This window comes from Flavobacterium panacagri (assembly GCF_030378165.1).
Classification (GTDB): domain Bacteria; phylum Bacteroidota; class Bacteroidia; order Flavobacteriales; family Flavobacteriaceae; genus Flavobacterium; species Flavobacterium panacagri.
In genome coordinates this window covers 1,386,671-1,403,090 of sequence record NZ_CP119766.1, presented here as the reverse complement: position 1 = coordinate 1,403,090, position 16,420 = coordinate 1,386,671, and the positions used below count along the sequence as shown (strand labels likewise).

13 protein-coding genes are annotated in these 16,420 nt (G+C 33.3%); 9 read left to right on the top strand and 4 right to left on the bottom strand.

Annotated features, from left to right (window positions below):
• Nucleotides 1–126 precede the first annotated feature (126 nt).
• Nucleotides 127–1,680, bottom strand: coding sequence for an L-piperidine-6-carboxylate dehydrogenase (gene amaB, locus P2W65_RS06385; protein ID WP_289664341.1), 1,554 nt, complete (start codon nt 1,678–1,680; stop codon nt 127–129).
• Between the two features lie 64 nt (nt 1,681–1,744).
• A complete protein-coding gene (locus P2W65_RS06380) occupies nt 1,745–2,377 on the bottom strand; it encodes a hypothetical protein (RefSeq protein WP_289664340.1) in 633 nt (210 codons plus the stop codon).
• Between the two features lie 113 nt (nt 2,378–2,490).
• Between P2W65_RS06380 and P2W65_RS06375 the strand changes: the two genes are divergently transcribed.
• On the top strand, nt 2,491–3,447 hold the full coding sequence (locus tag P2W65_RS06375) for an MBL fold metallo-hydrolase (RefSeq protein WP_289664338.1): 957 nt from the start codon (nt 2,491–2,493) through the stop codon (nt 3,445–3,447).
• Between the two features lie 118 nt (nt 3,448–3,565).
• On the opposite strand, the gene P2W65_RS06370 is transcribed toward P2W65_RS06375, so the two are convergent.
• Nucleotides 3,566–4,105, bottom strand: a complete 540-nt coding sequence (locus P2W65_RS06370; RefSeq protein ID WP_179000678.1) for a 3-hydroxyanthranilate 3,4-dioxygenase — start codon at nt 4,103–4,105, stop codon at nt 3,566–3,568.
• Nucleotides 4,106–4,223: 118 nt separating this feature from the next.
• Entirely contained in the window at nt 4,224–5,324 is a 1,101-nt protein-coding gene (locus P2W65_RS06365; RefSeq protein ID WP_289664337.1) for an endonuclease/exonuclease/phosphatase family protein, read from the bottom strand.
• Between the two features lie 135 nt (nt 5,325–5,459).
• On the opposite strand from P2W65_RS06365, the gene P2W65_RS06360 reads away from it, so the two are divergent.
• From P2W65_RS06360 to P2W65_RS06325, 8 genes are all read left to right on the top strand, one after another.
• Nucleotides 5,460–6,551, top strand: a complete 1,092-nt coding sequence (locus tag P2W65_RS06360) for a serine hydrolase domain-containing protein (RefSeq protein WP_289664335.1) — start codon at nt 5,460–5,462, stop codon at nt 6,549–6,551.
• Nucleotides 6,552–6,698: 147 nt separating this feature from the next.
• On the top strand, nt 6,699–7,598 hold the full coding sequence (locus P2W65_RS06355) for a S66 peptidase family protein (RefSeq protein WP_289664334.1): 900 nt from the start codon (nt 6,699–6,701) through the stop codon (nt 7,596–7,598).
• Between the two features lie 154 nt (nt 7,599–7,752).
• Nucleotides 7,753–8,124 (top strand): YraN family protein, encoded by a 372-nt coding sequence (locus P2W65_RS06350; RefSeq protein ID WP_289664333.1) that lies wholly within the window; start codon nt 7,753–7,755, stop codon nt 8,122–8,124.
• Nucleotides 8,125–8,240: 116 nt separating this feature from the next.
• On the top strand, nt 8,241–8,897 hold the full coding sequence (locus P2W65_RS06345) for a hypothetical protein (protein WP_008466087.1): 657 nt from the start codon (nt 8,241–8,243) through the stop codon (nt 8,895–8,897).
• A 384-nt stretch (nt 8,898–9,281) separates the two neighbouring features.
• A complete protein-coding gene (locus P2W65_RS06340; protein WP_179000688.1) occupies nt 9,282–9,845 on the top strand; it encodes an RNA polymerase sigma factor in 564 nt (187 codons plus the stop codon).
• A 465-nt stretch (nt 9,846–10,310) separates the two neighbouring features.
• Entirely contained in the window at nt 10,311–11,489 is a 1,179-nt protein-coding gene (locus P2W65_RS06335; protein WP_179000690.1) for a FecR family protein, read from the top strand.
• A 191-nt stretch (nt 11,490–11,680) separates the two neighbouring features.
• Nucleotides 11,681–14,893, top strand: a complete 3,213-nt coding sequence (locus P2W65_RS06330; RefSeq protein WP_289664331.1) for a TonB-dependent receptor — start codon at nt 11,681–11,683, stop codon at nt 14,891–14,893.
• An 8-nt stretch (nt 14,894–14,901) separates the two neighbouring features.
• A complete protein-coding gene (locus P2W65_RS06325; RefSeq protein ID WP_289664330.1) occupies nt 14,902–16,410 on the top strand; it encodes a RagB/SusD family nutrient uptake outer membrane protein in 1,509 nt (502 codons plus the stop codon).
• The last annotated feature ends 10 nt before the right edge of the window (nt 16,411–16,420 follow it).

Below are 16,420 nucleotides of genomic sequence, written 5' to 3'. Positions count from 1 at the left end.
ATCAATAAATGATGCTGGAAAATAACGGCAAATAAAAATAAAAATACTACAAATTTTCCCATTAAAAAAACCGCTCTCTTCAAATAATGAAAAAAGCGGTTTTTATTTATTTTCTGACCTCTTGTACTACAAGTCAAATTTAATTCCTTGTGCTAACGGAAGATTTGTAGTGTAATTAATGGTATTCGTTTGGCGTCTCATGTAAATTTTCCAGGCATCAGAACCTGATTCACGTCCTCCGCCGGTTTCTTTTTCTCCACCAAAAGCACCACCAATTTCAGCTCCCGAAGTTCCGATATTTACATTTGCAATTCCACAATCTGATCCAACAACAGATAAAAATCTTTCTGCTTCACGTAAATTATTAGTCATAATTGCCGATGATAATCCCTGTGCCACACCATTCTGAATTTCAATTGCATTATCCACTTCTCCAGAATATTTAAGTAGATATAAAACGGGGGCAAATGTTTCGTGCTGTACAATTTCAAATGAATTATCAGCTTCGGCAATTGCAGGTTTTACATAACAGCCACTTTCGTAACCTTCTCCTGAAAGTACTCCACCTTCAACCAAAATTTTTCCGCCTTCGGCCACTACTTTATTTAAGGCAGAAGCATACATTTCTACAGCGTGAACATCAATCAGCGGTCCAACATGATTGTTTTCATCAAGCGGATTTCCGATTCTCAATTGTTTGTATGCAGCAACTAAAGCATCTTTCACTTTATCATAAATACTTTCGTGAATAATCAATCTTCTTGTTGACGTACAACGCTGTCCAGCGGTTCCAACCGCTCCAAAAACAGCTCCAATTACCGTCATTTTTATGTCTGCATCTGGCGTAACAATAATGGCATTATTTCCTCCTAATTCTAATAATGATTTCCCTAATCTGCCCGCCACTTTCTGAGCTACAATTTTTCCCATTCTAGTCGAACCCGTTGCAGAAACAAGTGGAATACGAGTATCAGCTGTCATTAATTCTCCTATTTTGTAATCTCCATTTATTAAGCACGAAATTCCTTCTGGCAGATTATTTTCCTTAATAACCTGAGCAATTACATTTTGACAAGCAATACCGCATAAAGGTGTTTTTTCTGAAGGCTTCCAAACACAGACATCACCAGAAATCCACGCCAATGCTGTGTTCCAAGACCAAACTGCAACCGGAAAATTAAATGCTGAAATGATTCCAACAATTCCCAACGGATGATATTGTTCATACATTCTATGTCCCGGTCTTTCAGAATGCATCGTTAATCCGTGAAGCTGACGTGATAAACCAACAGCAAAATCACAGATATCAATCATTTCCTGAACTTCTCCAAAACCTTCCTGCAATGATTTTCCCATTTCGTAAGAAACCAATTTACCAAGTGCTTCTTTATTTTGTCTCAATTTTTCTCCAAACTGACGTACAATTTCACCACGTTGTGGTGCAGGAATTAATCGAAAAGTTTTAAAAGCTTCTGCTGCAGTCTGAATTACTTTTTCATAATCTTCAGATGTTGACATTTTTACTGAAGCAATTAATTTTCCGTCAACCGGCGAATAACTTTCTAAAATTTCTCCTGATGAAAAATTATTTGTTCCCGTTGATGTTCCTTCATTTATGGTTTTAATGCCCAATTTTTCCAGAGCTTCCTTCATTCCAAATTGTGATGCTATTGTTGTCATTGTAACTTTTTTAGTTAAAATTGTTATATTATTGATGTAAAGATATTGTTTTAGAAATTAACTTTTAATCAATTAATGCTTTTTGAATGCTTTTTTTCTTTTTGAAAAATAATATAAGAACAGCCAAAAAGAGAATAAAACTTATACCTGACAAAATATAAATGAGCATTTCGTTTCTTTTTAATTTTTCTTCAAACGAATTTTTGACTAAATCTATTTGATACTCAATGTTATTTTGAAGCTTAATTATTCTTATCTCGTTTTTATTTTTTTGAGATTTTTTATATAAGTCTTCTAATACTTCTAATTCCCCTTTTTTAACATTTTGTAAAAAATCGGTTCTTGAACATATAGAGCAACCTAAAGCGTTATAATCTCTTTTTGCATAAATCAAATACTCTTTTCCTGGTTCAAAATAATAATCACAAGACCCCATACTAACCCCTAAAATTGTCCGAAAGTAGTTTTCTCTAAAAATCTCATCTTTATATGTTTTGGATATTCGAATCGTATAAGAATACATCTTTTGTCCATATTCAGAATATAACAAACTGTCAACCTTAATTACTTTCCCAATAAAAACTTGATTAGCCTTTTTCCAATTTTCCTCTATTGAGGGTTTATTGGAACAATCGCAACAATAAACTTCAGAACTTATTAAAATAAAAAACAATCCAAAAAGTACTTTTCTAATCATCATTAGCATTTTTAGTGAAACGTAAATTTAGTATTAATTAACATGAATTTTTCAAAAATAAGGCCTGTATTTCTCTTTTATTCATGAAATTTGCAACACTAATTCTTTAGATTATGACACTTTTCAGTCGGCTTTTAGTTTGTTTCCTTTTAATATCAACAAACATATTTTCTCAAAAAGAAAAATCTTCTTTTCAGGTAGTTCCTTTAGGAATAAAAGGAGGAATTGACGAAAAAAACCTTTCCGCTTATTTGCTTGCACCAATTAACACAAATGATTATATCTGTCTCGATGCTGGAACGATAAACGCTGGAATCGAAAAAGCAATTGAAAACAAAGTATTTAAAGTTTCGACAAACGAAGTTTTAAAGAAATATATTAAAGGATATTTAATTTCGCATGCACATCTGGATCATGTTTCGGGGTTAATCATCAATTCTCCTGCTGATTCTTCTAAAACAGTTTATGCGACAGAAAAATGCATGGAAATGATGGAAAATCATTATTTCAACGATCAGACTTGGGCAAATTTTGGAGATAAAGGCCCTGGTTTTCCTTTGAAAAAATATCACTTTCAAACTCTAAATATTGGTGAAGAAACTCCAATTTCAAATACTAAAATGACGGTTAAGGCTTTTCCGTTAAGCCATGTCAATCCATTTGAAAGTACTGCATTTCTAGTTAAAAGTGAAGATTCTTATGTTTTATATTTGGGCGATACTGGTCCTGATTCTGTTGAGAAAAGCGATAAACTAAAAGCTTTATGGACGACAGTTGCGCCTTTGGTTCAGACCAAACAATTAAAGGGAATTTTTATTGAGGTTTCGTTTCCAAATGAACAGCCTGATAAATTTTTATTCGGGCATTTGACTCCAACTCATTTAATGACTGAGCTTCATATTTTAGAAGATTTGGCTGGAAAAGGTTCTTTGAAAGGCTTCAAAATTATTGTTACGCATTTAAAACCACCAACAAAAAGCATTACAAAACTAAAGGAGCAAATTAAAAATCAGAATGATTTAGGGTTGAAGATTATTTATCCTGGACAAGGGAAAAAGTTTGAGTTGTAGTTTTTATTTAGCAAAAGATTTCACGGAATTAAAAGAATTTTTAAAATTAATTCTTCTTTATTATAAACCCAACAGGTTTTAAAAACCTGTCGGGTTTGATATCAAAATTAAATTCAATTTATTTCTTAGCCACAAATCTAGGATCAGTCTCCATCACAGTTCCACATTTATCGCATGTTCTTAATTCTTCTGAATTGTAAAAATGTTCGAAGTGAGGTAAGAAATCTTTCTCGATATTATGCAGTTCAAAATACACTTCATAAAGCTTATGATTGCAATTGTCACAATGCCAAAGCAAGCCATCGGTAAAACCTTGTCCAGCACGTTTACGTTCTATTACCAATCCGATAGAACCTGCAGAACGAACGGGAGAATGTGGCACTTTTGCCGGATGCAGGTACATATCGCCAGCATTTAATTCCATTTCCTTTCGCTCCCCATCTTCCTGAATTACTACTTTTATACTGCCTTCTAATTGGTAAAAAAGTTCTTCGGTTTCGTTATAATGATAATCTTTTCTTGCATTTGGTCCCGCCACAATCATTACAATATAATCCCCAGAATCTACGTAAAGATTTTTATTTCCAACCGGCGGTTTTAATAAATGACGGTTTTCGTCAATCCATTTAGTTAAGTTGAAAGGTTTTGCTATAGCCATTTTTTTAATTCTAAATTGTGAAAAGCTAAGGTAGTGAATTTGTAGAGACGCACTGCAGTGCGTCTTTCGGTTTCTAATTCCATTTTGATAAAAAAGTTAGACGCACTGCGGTGCGTCTCTACTGTCCAATTTCTTTTATCAAATATATATAAACCGGAAAATGATCACTAAAACCTGCTTCTGTTAATGTATTTCGCAATGGATAACCTTTATACTGTCCCGAATTCTGGATAAGATAAGGTCTGGTGAAAATCCCTGCCTTCCAAAAACTAAAAGTTGCAAAATCTGATTTAGTTAAAGATGCTGTCATCATAATTTGATCGAAAATATTCCAGGAATCCCTAAAAGCGATTGTTCCCAAACCTTTATTTACTAATTCTTCAAACGGATTAAAAACACCAAATTCTAAGACTTCTGATTTCTTTCCTTTTGCTCCTAAAGCCGTTTTTATACTAGCATTAATCGGTCCGTCGTTAAAATCTCCCATTGTCATCACTTTTGCTTGTGGGTTTATCTGCTGTAAAGAATCGATAATTTTTCGGTTCAACTTTCCTGCGGCTTCTCTAAACAAAGTTGTGGCTTTTTCTCCTCCAGATCTTGACGGCCAGTGATTAACTATTATATGTATTTCTTCATTTTCTAAAAATCCCGAAACCAAGAGCTGATCTCTTGTAAAAACACGATTGTTATTTTCTTTTTTAATTTCAAGTTCATCATCTTCAATTTCAGATTGTTCTTCTTTTTTGAGACTATTCTTTTTGTAAATGATTAATGGAATATTAGAAAAAGAAGTCGGGCGAAAATATTTTTTCTGATAAAGTAATGCTACATCGATGCCACGTTTATCAGGTGAATCAAAATGAATGATTCCGAAATCGAATTGCTGTAATTTTGGTTCTTTGATTAAGTCCTCTAAAACATCTCTATTTTCTACTTCAGCACAACCTAACAAAACTGGGGCATTTGAATTTTCTGATGTTCCAATTTCAGAAATTACTCTTGCTAAGTTTTTCAACTTTTGCTCATATTTTTGTTTTGTCCAATGTTGTGTGCCATTTGGAGTCCATTCATCATCATTTGTAAAATCATCATCTACAGTGTCATATAAATTTTCAAAATTATAAAAAGCTACTGTGTGTATTTTGTATTTTTTAGGTTGCGAATTTGAACAATTACTAAAGAAAATAAAAAAACCGAAAATTAAAGTTGTAAGGCGCATAGTTCTACTTAAATAAAAAACTAATGTATAAAAAATTGATTTATTTGTAAGAATTTTCTAAATATTTATTTTACATTTCCTTTTTTTATATTCAAATTCTCATGTAACTTGCTGGCTCAATTTGCCATTTAGAAAATGAAAAAAATCCTTTCGATATTTATACTATTCTTAAGCTACAACACACTTTGTTATTCTCAGAAAAACAGCCAATTTGTTGACAGTATTAGAGTAAAGTATAATATTCCAGAAATAGCGTACGCCATAGTTTCTTCTCATTCTATTTTAGAAATAAATGCTTTAGGATATAAAAAAATCAACAGTAATTTAAAGGCTGAATTATCAGACCGATTCAGACTTGGTTCAATAACAAAAACGATTACAGCATATTTAGCTGCAGTTTTGGTTAAAGAGGGCAATTTGAAATGGGAAACTAAATTTTTTGATTTATACCCAGAATTAAAAGCTGGAAGTAATCCCAATTATTACAATTTTACTTTAAGAGATTTTATAACGTTTAGAGCACACATGCCAACTTGGTCGTATGGAAATAAAACTCCAACCCAAAAAGAAATAAAAGGAACAAACCCTGAACAACGTTACGAGTTTATGAAATGGTTTTTCGTAAAAACTTCTTCTATTTCAGAAAAGCAAGATGTTTATGGTTCTAATCCTAGTTACGTAGCGGCCGGATTAATGCTAGAAAAAGCGACTGGAAAAACATACGAAACCTTAGTACAAGAACTAGGAAAAAGCCTGAATATTGATTTTGAATTTGGTCAGCCGAATTTAAAAGACAAAAATCAGCCTTGGGGACATGATGAAAATCTGATTCCTGAAAAACCAGCTTTAAATTATAAATTAAACTGGCTTTCGTCAGCTGGAAATATCAATGTAAGCTTACCTGACTTTTGTAAATTCATTCAACTACAGCTTAAAGGTTTACAAGGAAAATCTAAACTTTTTACAGAAGAAGAATTTAATTATATGCATTTTGGCCTGCCCGAATTTTCTTTTGGCTGGTATCCAGAACTCAACAAAAATAATGAACAGCAATATTCATTTCATAATGGAAATCCTGGAACATTTTTAACCAAAGTGTATATTTGTAAAGCCACCAACAAAGCGTTTATTCTTTTTGCCAATGTACAATCTGAAAAAGCAGATGAAGGGTTAATTGTAATTTTAAAAGAATTGGAAACTAAATATGGATGTGTTCCGTTTTATTAAAATAAGAATTAAAATAATTTATAATTTTAAGCAAAAAGAAAAATGAATAGAAAAAGCTTTCAACACTTCAAAAAACACTTTATCCTATATAGAGTCGCATTTCTTATTTTTGCTTTTCAATCATTCACTTGTCAATCTCAACAAAACATGATAACACCACCCTATTTACAAAAAGGAGATACTGTAGCACTTTTAGCAACAGCTAGAAAAAATATCGACGATAACTTAAAACCAACAATTGATTTATTGCACAGCTGGGGCTTAGAAGCCGTTGTTGGAAGCACAATTGGTTTAGATTATCATCAACTAGCAGGAACAGATGAACAAAGAGCAGCCGATTTTCAAAAGCAAATGGACAATCCAAATATTAAAGCAATCTGGTGCGTTCGTGGCGGTTATGGAACGGTAAGAATGTTAGATTTGTTGGATTTTACCAAATTCAAACTGCATCCGAAATGGGTTATTGGTTTCAGTGACGTTACGGTTCTGCACAACCATTTAAATACGATGGGCTACAAATCTATCCACGGAATTATGCCTGTAACAGTTCCAAGAGCAACTCCAGATGCCGTGAGTTCTTTAAAAGCTAGTTTGTTTGGTGAGCCAATTTCTTATTCCATTAGCCCAACGCCAATGAATCGTTTCGGAACTGCAACCGGAGAATTAGTCGGAGGTAATTTATCTATCTTATACAGTTTATTAGGTTCTCCTTCTGCAATTGACTGTAGAGATAAAATTTTATTTATCGAAGATTTGGACGAATATCTGTATCATATTGACCGTATGATGATGAATTTAAGACGAAATGGATGCATCGAAAACCTAAAAGGAATTATTATTGGAGGAATGACCAGCATGAAAGACAATGAAGTGCCTTGGGGTAAAAATGCACTGGAAATTATTGACGATGTGACCAAAAAATATAACATTCCAGTAATTTTCAATTTCCCAGCAGGACATATTAGAGACAACAGAGCTTTAGTTATGGGAAATATAGTTACAATGGAAGTTACAGCAACAGGAAGCACATTGACATTTAAAAAATAGAACTATATCCATTTAACCTTTCTCTCTTTAAAAGGCTTAAATACCACATAAAAATCTCGCAGAGACGCAAAGCCGCAAAGTTTAACAATACTTTGCGGCTTTACTTTTTTACATACAGAAAACCTGAAACCTGAAACTTGAAACAACAAAACCTATGGCAAAACATAATGAACTAGGAAAATTAGGAGAAGATCTTGCAGAGGCACATCTAAAAGAAAATGGATATGCCATTCTAGAGCGAAACTTTGTTATTCAGAAAGCTGAAATAGATATAATTGCTCAAAAAGATGCTGTTTTAGCGATTGTAGAAGTTAAGACTCGTTCGAGTTTAGATTTTGGTTCTCCACAAGATTTTGTGAAGTCCAAAAAAATTCAATTACTCATTAAAGCAGTAAATGCCTACATAAACGATAGGGAAAAGGATTTTCCGGAAGATATAGAAGTCCGTTTTGACATCATTGCGATCCACAAAAACGGCGAATCATTTGCAATTGAACATCTTACCGACGCTTTTTATCACTTTTAACATAATTTTTTATTGTTATAATTGTAACAATTTGTTTTTTTATTTATATTTGCAGAGATTTATAACATCGCAATGTTAAATTAACAACCAACCGAATACAAAAAAAAAAAAAGATTATGAAAACTGTTTCTTCTATTGTAGAAAACTACATTAAAACAAAACCATTTTTATTGAATGCCCTCTCGCTCGGAATTATTAACCTGACTTCACTTTCGCGAAATATTATGACCGAATTAGAAAGCGAGTTTGGTAAAGAAGTAAAACAAGGCGCTGTAGTAATGTCTTTAAAACGACTTACAGAAGAACTAGATTTTAAATTGAATCACAAAATCAATAAAGTAATTAAAAATATTGGCGAAATCACGGTTCGTTCTGAACTTACGGATTACACTTTTGCTGCTTCTGAAACTGTTTTAAACAAACAGGCAGATTTAATCTCTGATATTAATGCTTTATCTGACATTTTTTATACCTCATCTCGTGGTGTAAACGAAACCAATATTGTTGTCAGCAGTAGTGTTAATCATTTAGTTGAAAAACACTTTATGAGAGAAAAACTAATTCAGAAATTAGATAATTTAGCTTCGATTACGGTAAAATTACCAAAAGAAAACATTGTTGTTCCTGGTATTTATTACTTCATTTTCCAGCGTTTGGCTTGGGAAGGAATTATTATTAATGAAGTAATTTCGACTTCAAACGAGTTTACAATTCTTGTTGGAGAAGATCAGGTCGATGTTGCTTTTAAAGTAATTAAAGACTTGAAAAACTAATTCAAAATTCGTACTGGAGAATCCATTTTGATTCCTCTTCATACAATCCTTTTATCTTTTTAATGAAAGATGAAAGGATTTTTTTTTGAGTAAATACAGTACTTCCTTCCAAATTTCATTTTTCTCAAATAAGAATATTCTCAAAAGTCAAATTCTGAAATGAACTTTATTTTACAAAAGCGTCAATATGACACTTACTTGTAATAAAGCCACTTTACACGACATTTTACATCTTTCTCTAAAAAACTAACAAAAAATCAGAAATAAGTTTTTTTATATATAATTTGTTGCGAATAATATTTTTATATATTTGCGAAGAAGTCAGACATTAGACCTCGCATTTTGATAGTTTAATACCATTAGAATTAAATAAACGAGATTAAATTGTTAGAAGCTGCCGACCATAGTGAAAAATTATTGGTAAGTGAACTCAAAAACGGAAACGAAAAAGCTTTTCGCCAACTTTTTGATTTATATCACCAAGATATTTATGGATACAGCATTAGTCTTCTAAAATCAAAAGAGGCCGCAGAAGAGAATGTTCAGGATGTTTTTATGAAAGTTTGGCTCAATCGCGAGAGTTTAAATATAGAACAGTCGTTTAAGGCTTATATTTTTACAATCGCAAGAAATCAGGCTTTTAATGTTTTGAACAAAGCCGCAAACGAAATTATATTGAAAGAAGCCGTTTTCTACGAAAGTCAGAAAACACATGAATACGGAGATTACGCCATTCGCGAAGCCGATTGTAAGAAACTCCGAAAACAGGCAATAAAACAGCTTCCTCCTAAACGACGGCAGATTTTTAAGATGTCGCGGAAAAAAGGAATGAGCTATGAAGAAATAAGTAATGAACTCGGAATATCAATAAATACAGTCCGGAATCAAATGAGTAAAGCGCTCGAATCGATGCGCGGTTTTTTTCAACTTCACGATGAAATTATCTAACCAAAACCACAATAATGACCATTAAAATCACTCTTCGGAGTGATTTTTTTTTGATTATAATTTTGATTTTTTAGCCACAGATTAAAAGATTAAATGGATTTCAATCTGTGGAAATTCTTTAATCTGTGGCTAAAAATGAAGATTAATTGCCTCCAGCTTTAGCTGGAGGTCTTAAAATAAGTAATCAGTTAGGCTTTAGCCAAAATAGTTAGTTTGGCTAAAGCCTTTTGCAGTGTATTCTTCCAACCTCCAGCTAAAGCTGGAGGCAATTTAAAGGTTTCCAAAGATTGAAATCCTAAATGCAAAAAATGGTTTTCATCATAAAAAAATACAATACAAAATACTGACAATCAAAACTATAAAATATTTAAAATGTTAAAATTTAAAAATTTATAACGTTTGAGTAGTACTCCCCTTTCACTCAACTGTATTATAGAAACACAGAACCTAAAAAAACATTCTTTAATGAATTCAAATTCTGAAATAAAAACGCTTTTAGAAAAGTTTATTCTCAATCAATGTACTGCCAAAGAAACTGAGCAGGTAATTGCTTATTGCCGTGATAACAAATTGACAGACGATTTTCCGACTGTAGAAGAAGTGCAAAAACTTTTAAACGAAATGCCAAAAATGGAAGCTCAAAAAGCGGATTCTATTTTTGATAACATTCTAGCAGCTGCTAAAGAACAAGAAACTGTAATCGAACTGCAACCTAAAAAATCGAATCGCAGAAAGTATATTTCAATTGCTGCATCGCTTTTAGTGCTTCTTGGAATTGGTTTTGCTTATAAACAAATTTTCTTGAATAAAACGGCTGAAGTTCCTTTCGATTTTAAAAGCACTGATATTGTTTTACAAATGGAAGACGGAACGGTTCAGATTATTTCTGAAAATGGTAAAGTTCAGGTTCAGGATAAAAATGGAAATGTTATTGGAAATCAAAACGGCGATAAATTGGTTTATGAAAAAGAAACAGATTCTGATAAATTAGTTTATAACACACTTAAAATTCCGTACGGTAAAAAATTCCGTTTAGAATTGTCTGATGGAACTATGGTTCATTTAAATTCTGGAACCACTTTGAGATATCCTGTTAAGTTTATCGCTGGAGAGAATCGTCAGGTTTATTTGAACGGAGAAGCTTTTTTTGATGTAGCCAAAGACAAAAAACATCCTTTTATAGTGAATGCTGACGAACTGAATGTCCGCGTTTTAGGAACTCATTTTAATGTTTCTAATTATCCCGAAGACAACCTTACCGATGTTGTTTTGGTCGAAGGTTCTGTTGGAATGTATCGTTCCAACGAAGAGTTTGATGCTGCTAAAAACACGATTTTAAAGCCTGGTTATAAAGGAAGTTTCAATAAAGAAAATGCTTCAATCTTTACAAAACCAGTTATTACAGAAATCTACACTTCATGGATTGATGGCGGACTGACATTTAGAAACATGACTTTCAAAAACATTATCACCAAACTGGAAAGACGTTATAATGTGACGATTATCAATAAAAATGAAAAACTGGCCAACGAGAAATTTAATGCCAGTTTTAAAGAAGAATCTATAGAAAATGTAATGAGTTATTTTAATGACATTCATGGCATTAATTACATCATAAAAGACAATCAAATACTAATTAACTAACCTCTAAAACCAACAAAAAAATATGATGAAATAACATTGCGGGAATAAAAAAATCGGAAAGAGCTGCGAACAATTTCCGATTAACTAAGTGATTGAATATAACGAATTAACTACAATCAATTAACAAAATTATGAAAAAAAAATCTAAGAATAATGGGTTCCTATACTCATTGTTCCAAAATGACCTAAAATTGAAACTAACTACTCTACTTATTTTGGTCGCCATGTTTAATATCAAAGCAAGTACTTATGCCCAAAAAACAAAAGTTACCCTTGAATTAAACAATTCAACAATCGAGAAGGTTATTGAGACCATTGAACAAAAAACCGACTTCAGATTTATTTACAAATTGAATGATATCGACTTGGATCGCACCGTTTCAATTTCTGTAAAGGATCAGTCTATATATGTGGTTTTAGATAAACTTTTTAAAGGAACTCCAACCGAATTTAAAATTCGCGATACACAGATTATCCTTAAAAAACCCGAACTCAAAACAGAAAGAATTGAATTTCAAAAGCAGACTGTTTCTGGAATAATTACAGATGAAAATGGCCTGCCTCTTCCTGGAGCATCGGTTATTGAAGAAGGAACTAAAAACGGAATCGTAACCGATTTTGATGGAAAATATAAACTTACTGTCGAAAGCAGTCAATCTGTAATCGTTGTCTCTTTTGTTGGATATAAAGAGAAAAAAGTAGTGGCTAATCAAAGCGTAATTAATATTCAGCTTCTGCCAGATGCAACCGATTTACAGGAAATTGTGGTTGTAGGTTACGGTACAGCAACAAAAAGAGATGTTACTGGAGCTGTTTCTTCTATTGCAGCTAAAGATATGAATCAAGGTGCAATAGTTAATCCGTTGCAGTTAATTGCTGGAAAAGCGGCAGGTGTTAATATTACTCAATTGGGGAGCGAGCCTGGTCAAGGGCCAAGCGTTCGTATTCGTGGAATTTCATCTTTGATTGGCGGAAGTGATCCTTTGGTAGTGGTAGATGGAATTCAGGGAAATATGGACTTACTGAATCAGGTTCCGCCAAGCGAAATTGAAAGTTATGATATTCTAAAAGATGCTTCTGCGACTGCAATTTATGGTTCTCGAGGCGCGCCTGGTGTAATCATTGTGACAACTAAAAAGAATAAAGCAGGAAGAACTACAATGGAATATACAGGTTCTACTTCCTTGGATTTTATTCCGAAAAAATTAGATATGTTGAATGCTGACGAATGGTGGGCAGCAGCTAAAAGCGTGGGCGTTCCAGCATCTGCAAATCACGGTTCTAATACAGATTGGTACGGTCTTTTGACTCAAACTGGACTTACACAAACACACACTTTGTCTTTTGGCGGAGGAACTGATAAATTTAATTATAGAGCTTCTTTAACTGCTATTTTGCAAGACGGAGTTGTAATTAATTCTAGTAATCAAAAATACATCGGACGTATTCAGGCTACTCAATTGGCTTTGAATGATAAATTAAAATTGACTTTCAATTTAAATACTGGTATTAACAATACAACCAGTATTATTCAAAGTATTGGAACAGCAGCTTATACATCAAATCTGATTACAAATGCTTATTTAGTTAGACCGACAGATCCTGTTTTCAATACTGACGGCACTTATTTTACAGATTCGAATGTGTTCCAATATTTAAATCCGTATGCTGCTGCACAAAGTGTTTCCAATAATGCAGAAAATGATAACATATTCGGAAGCTTGAAAGCTGATTTAGATTTAGCTAAAGGTTTAACTGCAAACTGGTTTGGAAGCTGGAGAAAAACAAATACAACGGAAGGGTATTATCTTCCTGTAGTTTCAACAAGTGCTTATGCAATTGATCAAAATGGTTACGGAAATGTTCGAAACAGAAGACAAAATGAGAAATTAACCAACTTTAGCCTTAATTATAAAAGAACTTTTGGCATACACAATATAAACGTGTTAGGTTTATACGAATGGCAAAATCAAATGTACCAAGGAAATTTTGCACAGGTAAGAGGTTTTATTAATGATGATGCTACTTACAATGCACTTCAATTAGGTGATTTAACCAAGATTCGTCCCGGAGATATTGAATCTTATAAAAATGACAGAACTTTAGTTTCGTTTTTAGGAAGATTAAATTATTCTTTGCTAGACCGTTATTTAGTTACAGCGAGTATTCGTCGTGATGGTTCTTCGGTATTTGGAGTAAATAATAAATGGGGGAATTTCCCATCTGCATCTGTGGCATGGCAAATCCACAAAGAGCCTTTCATGCAAAACCAAAACTTGTTTGATGAGTTAAAACTTCGCGCCGGTTATGGAGAAACAGGTAATCAGCAAGGGCTTTACCCTCAAAACTCATTGTCTTTAGTTGGCAGCAGCGGTACTACTTATTTTGGAGGAAATCCAATTACAAACTATGTAATTACACAAAATGCAAATGCCGATCTAAAATGGGAAACTAAAAAACAAACCAATTTAGGTATTGATTTCGCTTTATTAAACAATAGATTAAGAGGAACTGTTGATGTGTACACTTCTAAAACAGAAAACCTTTTGTTTGATTACACAGTACCCCAACCTCCATATCCATATCCTACTATTAAAGCAAATGTTGGAAGTATTTCGAATAAAGGTATTGAGGTATCACTTGCTTATGATGTAATTAAATCAGACAACAGCACACTTACTCTTGGAGGAAATGTATCCTTTATGAAAAATGAAGTTCTTAATTTAAATGGCAGTATTAACGGCGTTCCTTTAAATACTGATTATGTTCCTTGGGGAGCTGCAAACTCTTATTTAGTTAAAGGAAAACCAATTGGCGCTTTTTACATTTTGGAACATACCGGAAAAAATGAAAATAATGTTGAAACTGTTTTGGATCGTGACGGGAATGGTGTAATTGATCAAGGTGTAAAAAGTCCAGATCGTTACTATGCTGGTTCTGCTTTACCAACTTATACTTTTGCTTTTAATCCATCATACAGATATAAAAACTTTGATGCTTCTTTACTATTAAGAGGTTCAGGAGGAAATAAAATCTACAACGGATTACGCTCAAACTTAAGCCGATTGGAAAACATAGGTAAATCGAATGTTTTGGCAAGTGCAGTAGAGCAAGGAATTTATACTTCTCCTTATGGTTCCGATTTATGGTTAGAAGACGGTTCTTTCATTCGTTTAGAAAATCTTACAGCGGGATATACTTTCCGTTTTACAGATAAATACATTGATACTATTAGACTTTCACTTACAGGAAACAACTTATTCCTAATCACGGATTATTCAGGTATTGATCCAGAATTGAACGTAAGCGGAAGTGGCAGACCTGAAGATAACTTTGGAGGTGACAGAGGAATTTATCCTCGTACAAGAAGCGTGGCGTTTGGTTTGACTGTAAAATTTAAATAGTAAAAAACATGAAACTTAAAAATATATTGATAACAGGAAGCTTATGTTTCCTGACACTTTTTAGCTGTACAGATATAGACGAAAATGTGTATGATAAATATCCTGCAGAAGATTTTTACGGAACTCCAGAAGGAGCTGATATTGCACTGGCAAGTGTATATGCTCAAGTTCCTGGAGAATTTATGAGAGATAATGCTTCTGGTGTTGGTTATGCTGGCGCAGATAACGGATGGTACGACATGAACTGTATGTCTTCTGATGAGCAGGTTATTCCGCACAGAAATACTGGTGACTGGCAGATGGATTTTGCTCGTCTGCATAAACACGAATGGCTGCCTACAGACTTCATTATCAACAATACTTGGAACTGGCTTTACAAATCAATTTTCAGTGCTAATCTAGCTGTTAATTTATTAGAAAAATCAAATGCTGAGGCTTCAAAAATTGCTGAAGCTAAAACATTGAGAGCTTTCTTTTATTATTTATTAATTGATGATTATGGAGATGTTCCTTTCTTTACTGATAATAATATTACTGTTGATAAAATTCCACAGTCAAGCCGTAAGGAAGTTTATGATTTTATAGTAAAAGAATTAACGGAAAACGTTGAATTATTGTCTGGTACAAGAGGAGGAAATTACTATGGTAGATTCAATAAATGGGCAGGATATACTTTGCTGGCAAAAGTCTATCTAAATGCAGAAGTGTATACAGGAACTCCAAAATGGAATGAAGCTTTAGCAGCTTGTAATAAAGTCGCTGACGGAGGATTTACACTTCATTCAGGGGCTGCAGATGCTTCAAATCCTTTGGGAAGCAAATATTATGAATTGTTTGGAGACGTACTTCCTGAGGACGAAACTATTCTTCCAATCTATGCAACTTTAGATATTGTTTCTCGTAACGTTTATGCTGTTCGCAGTTTGTACGGTGCTCATGCTCAATCTTTATTTGGTTTCAGCGGTTGGAATGGTACAATTGTTCCTAAAGATTTTTTCCTAAAATATGATGCAAATGATATTCGTAGAAAACAGTTTTTGTTTGGAGAACAACCAGGCGGTTTCAATTATACATTAGATGTTGCTTCATTAGACAATCCGGGAGCAGATCCGCAAGCGGGTGTTCGTAATGTGAAATTTTACCCTGTTGCACCAAGAACAGGAGGAGGTGCTTCTAATGATTTTCCGATTTTTAGATATGCCGATGTTATTTTAATGATGGCCGAATGTAATGCTCGATTAGGAAATGCAGCAGCTGCAAAACCTTTTATTGATCAAATTAGAGTACGTGCAGGATTAAATGCATTAGACCACAACCCTACTCTTGAGGATATCTATAATGAAAGAGGATTTGAACTAAACTGGGAAGGGCACAGAAGACAAGATATGATTCGCTTTGACAAATTTTTATTAGCAAATGAATTTAGACCTGCATCTCCTGCTTTCAGAAAGCTGTTCCCAATTCCTACTTCAGCTTTAGATGCTAATCGCGGATTAAAACAAAACCCTGGTTACTAAAAACAAAACG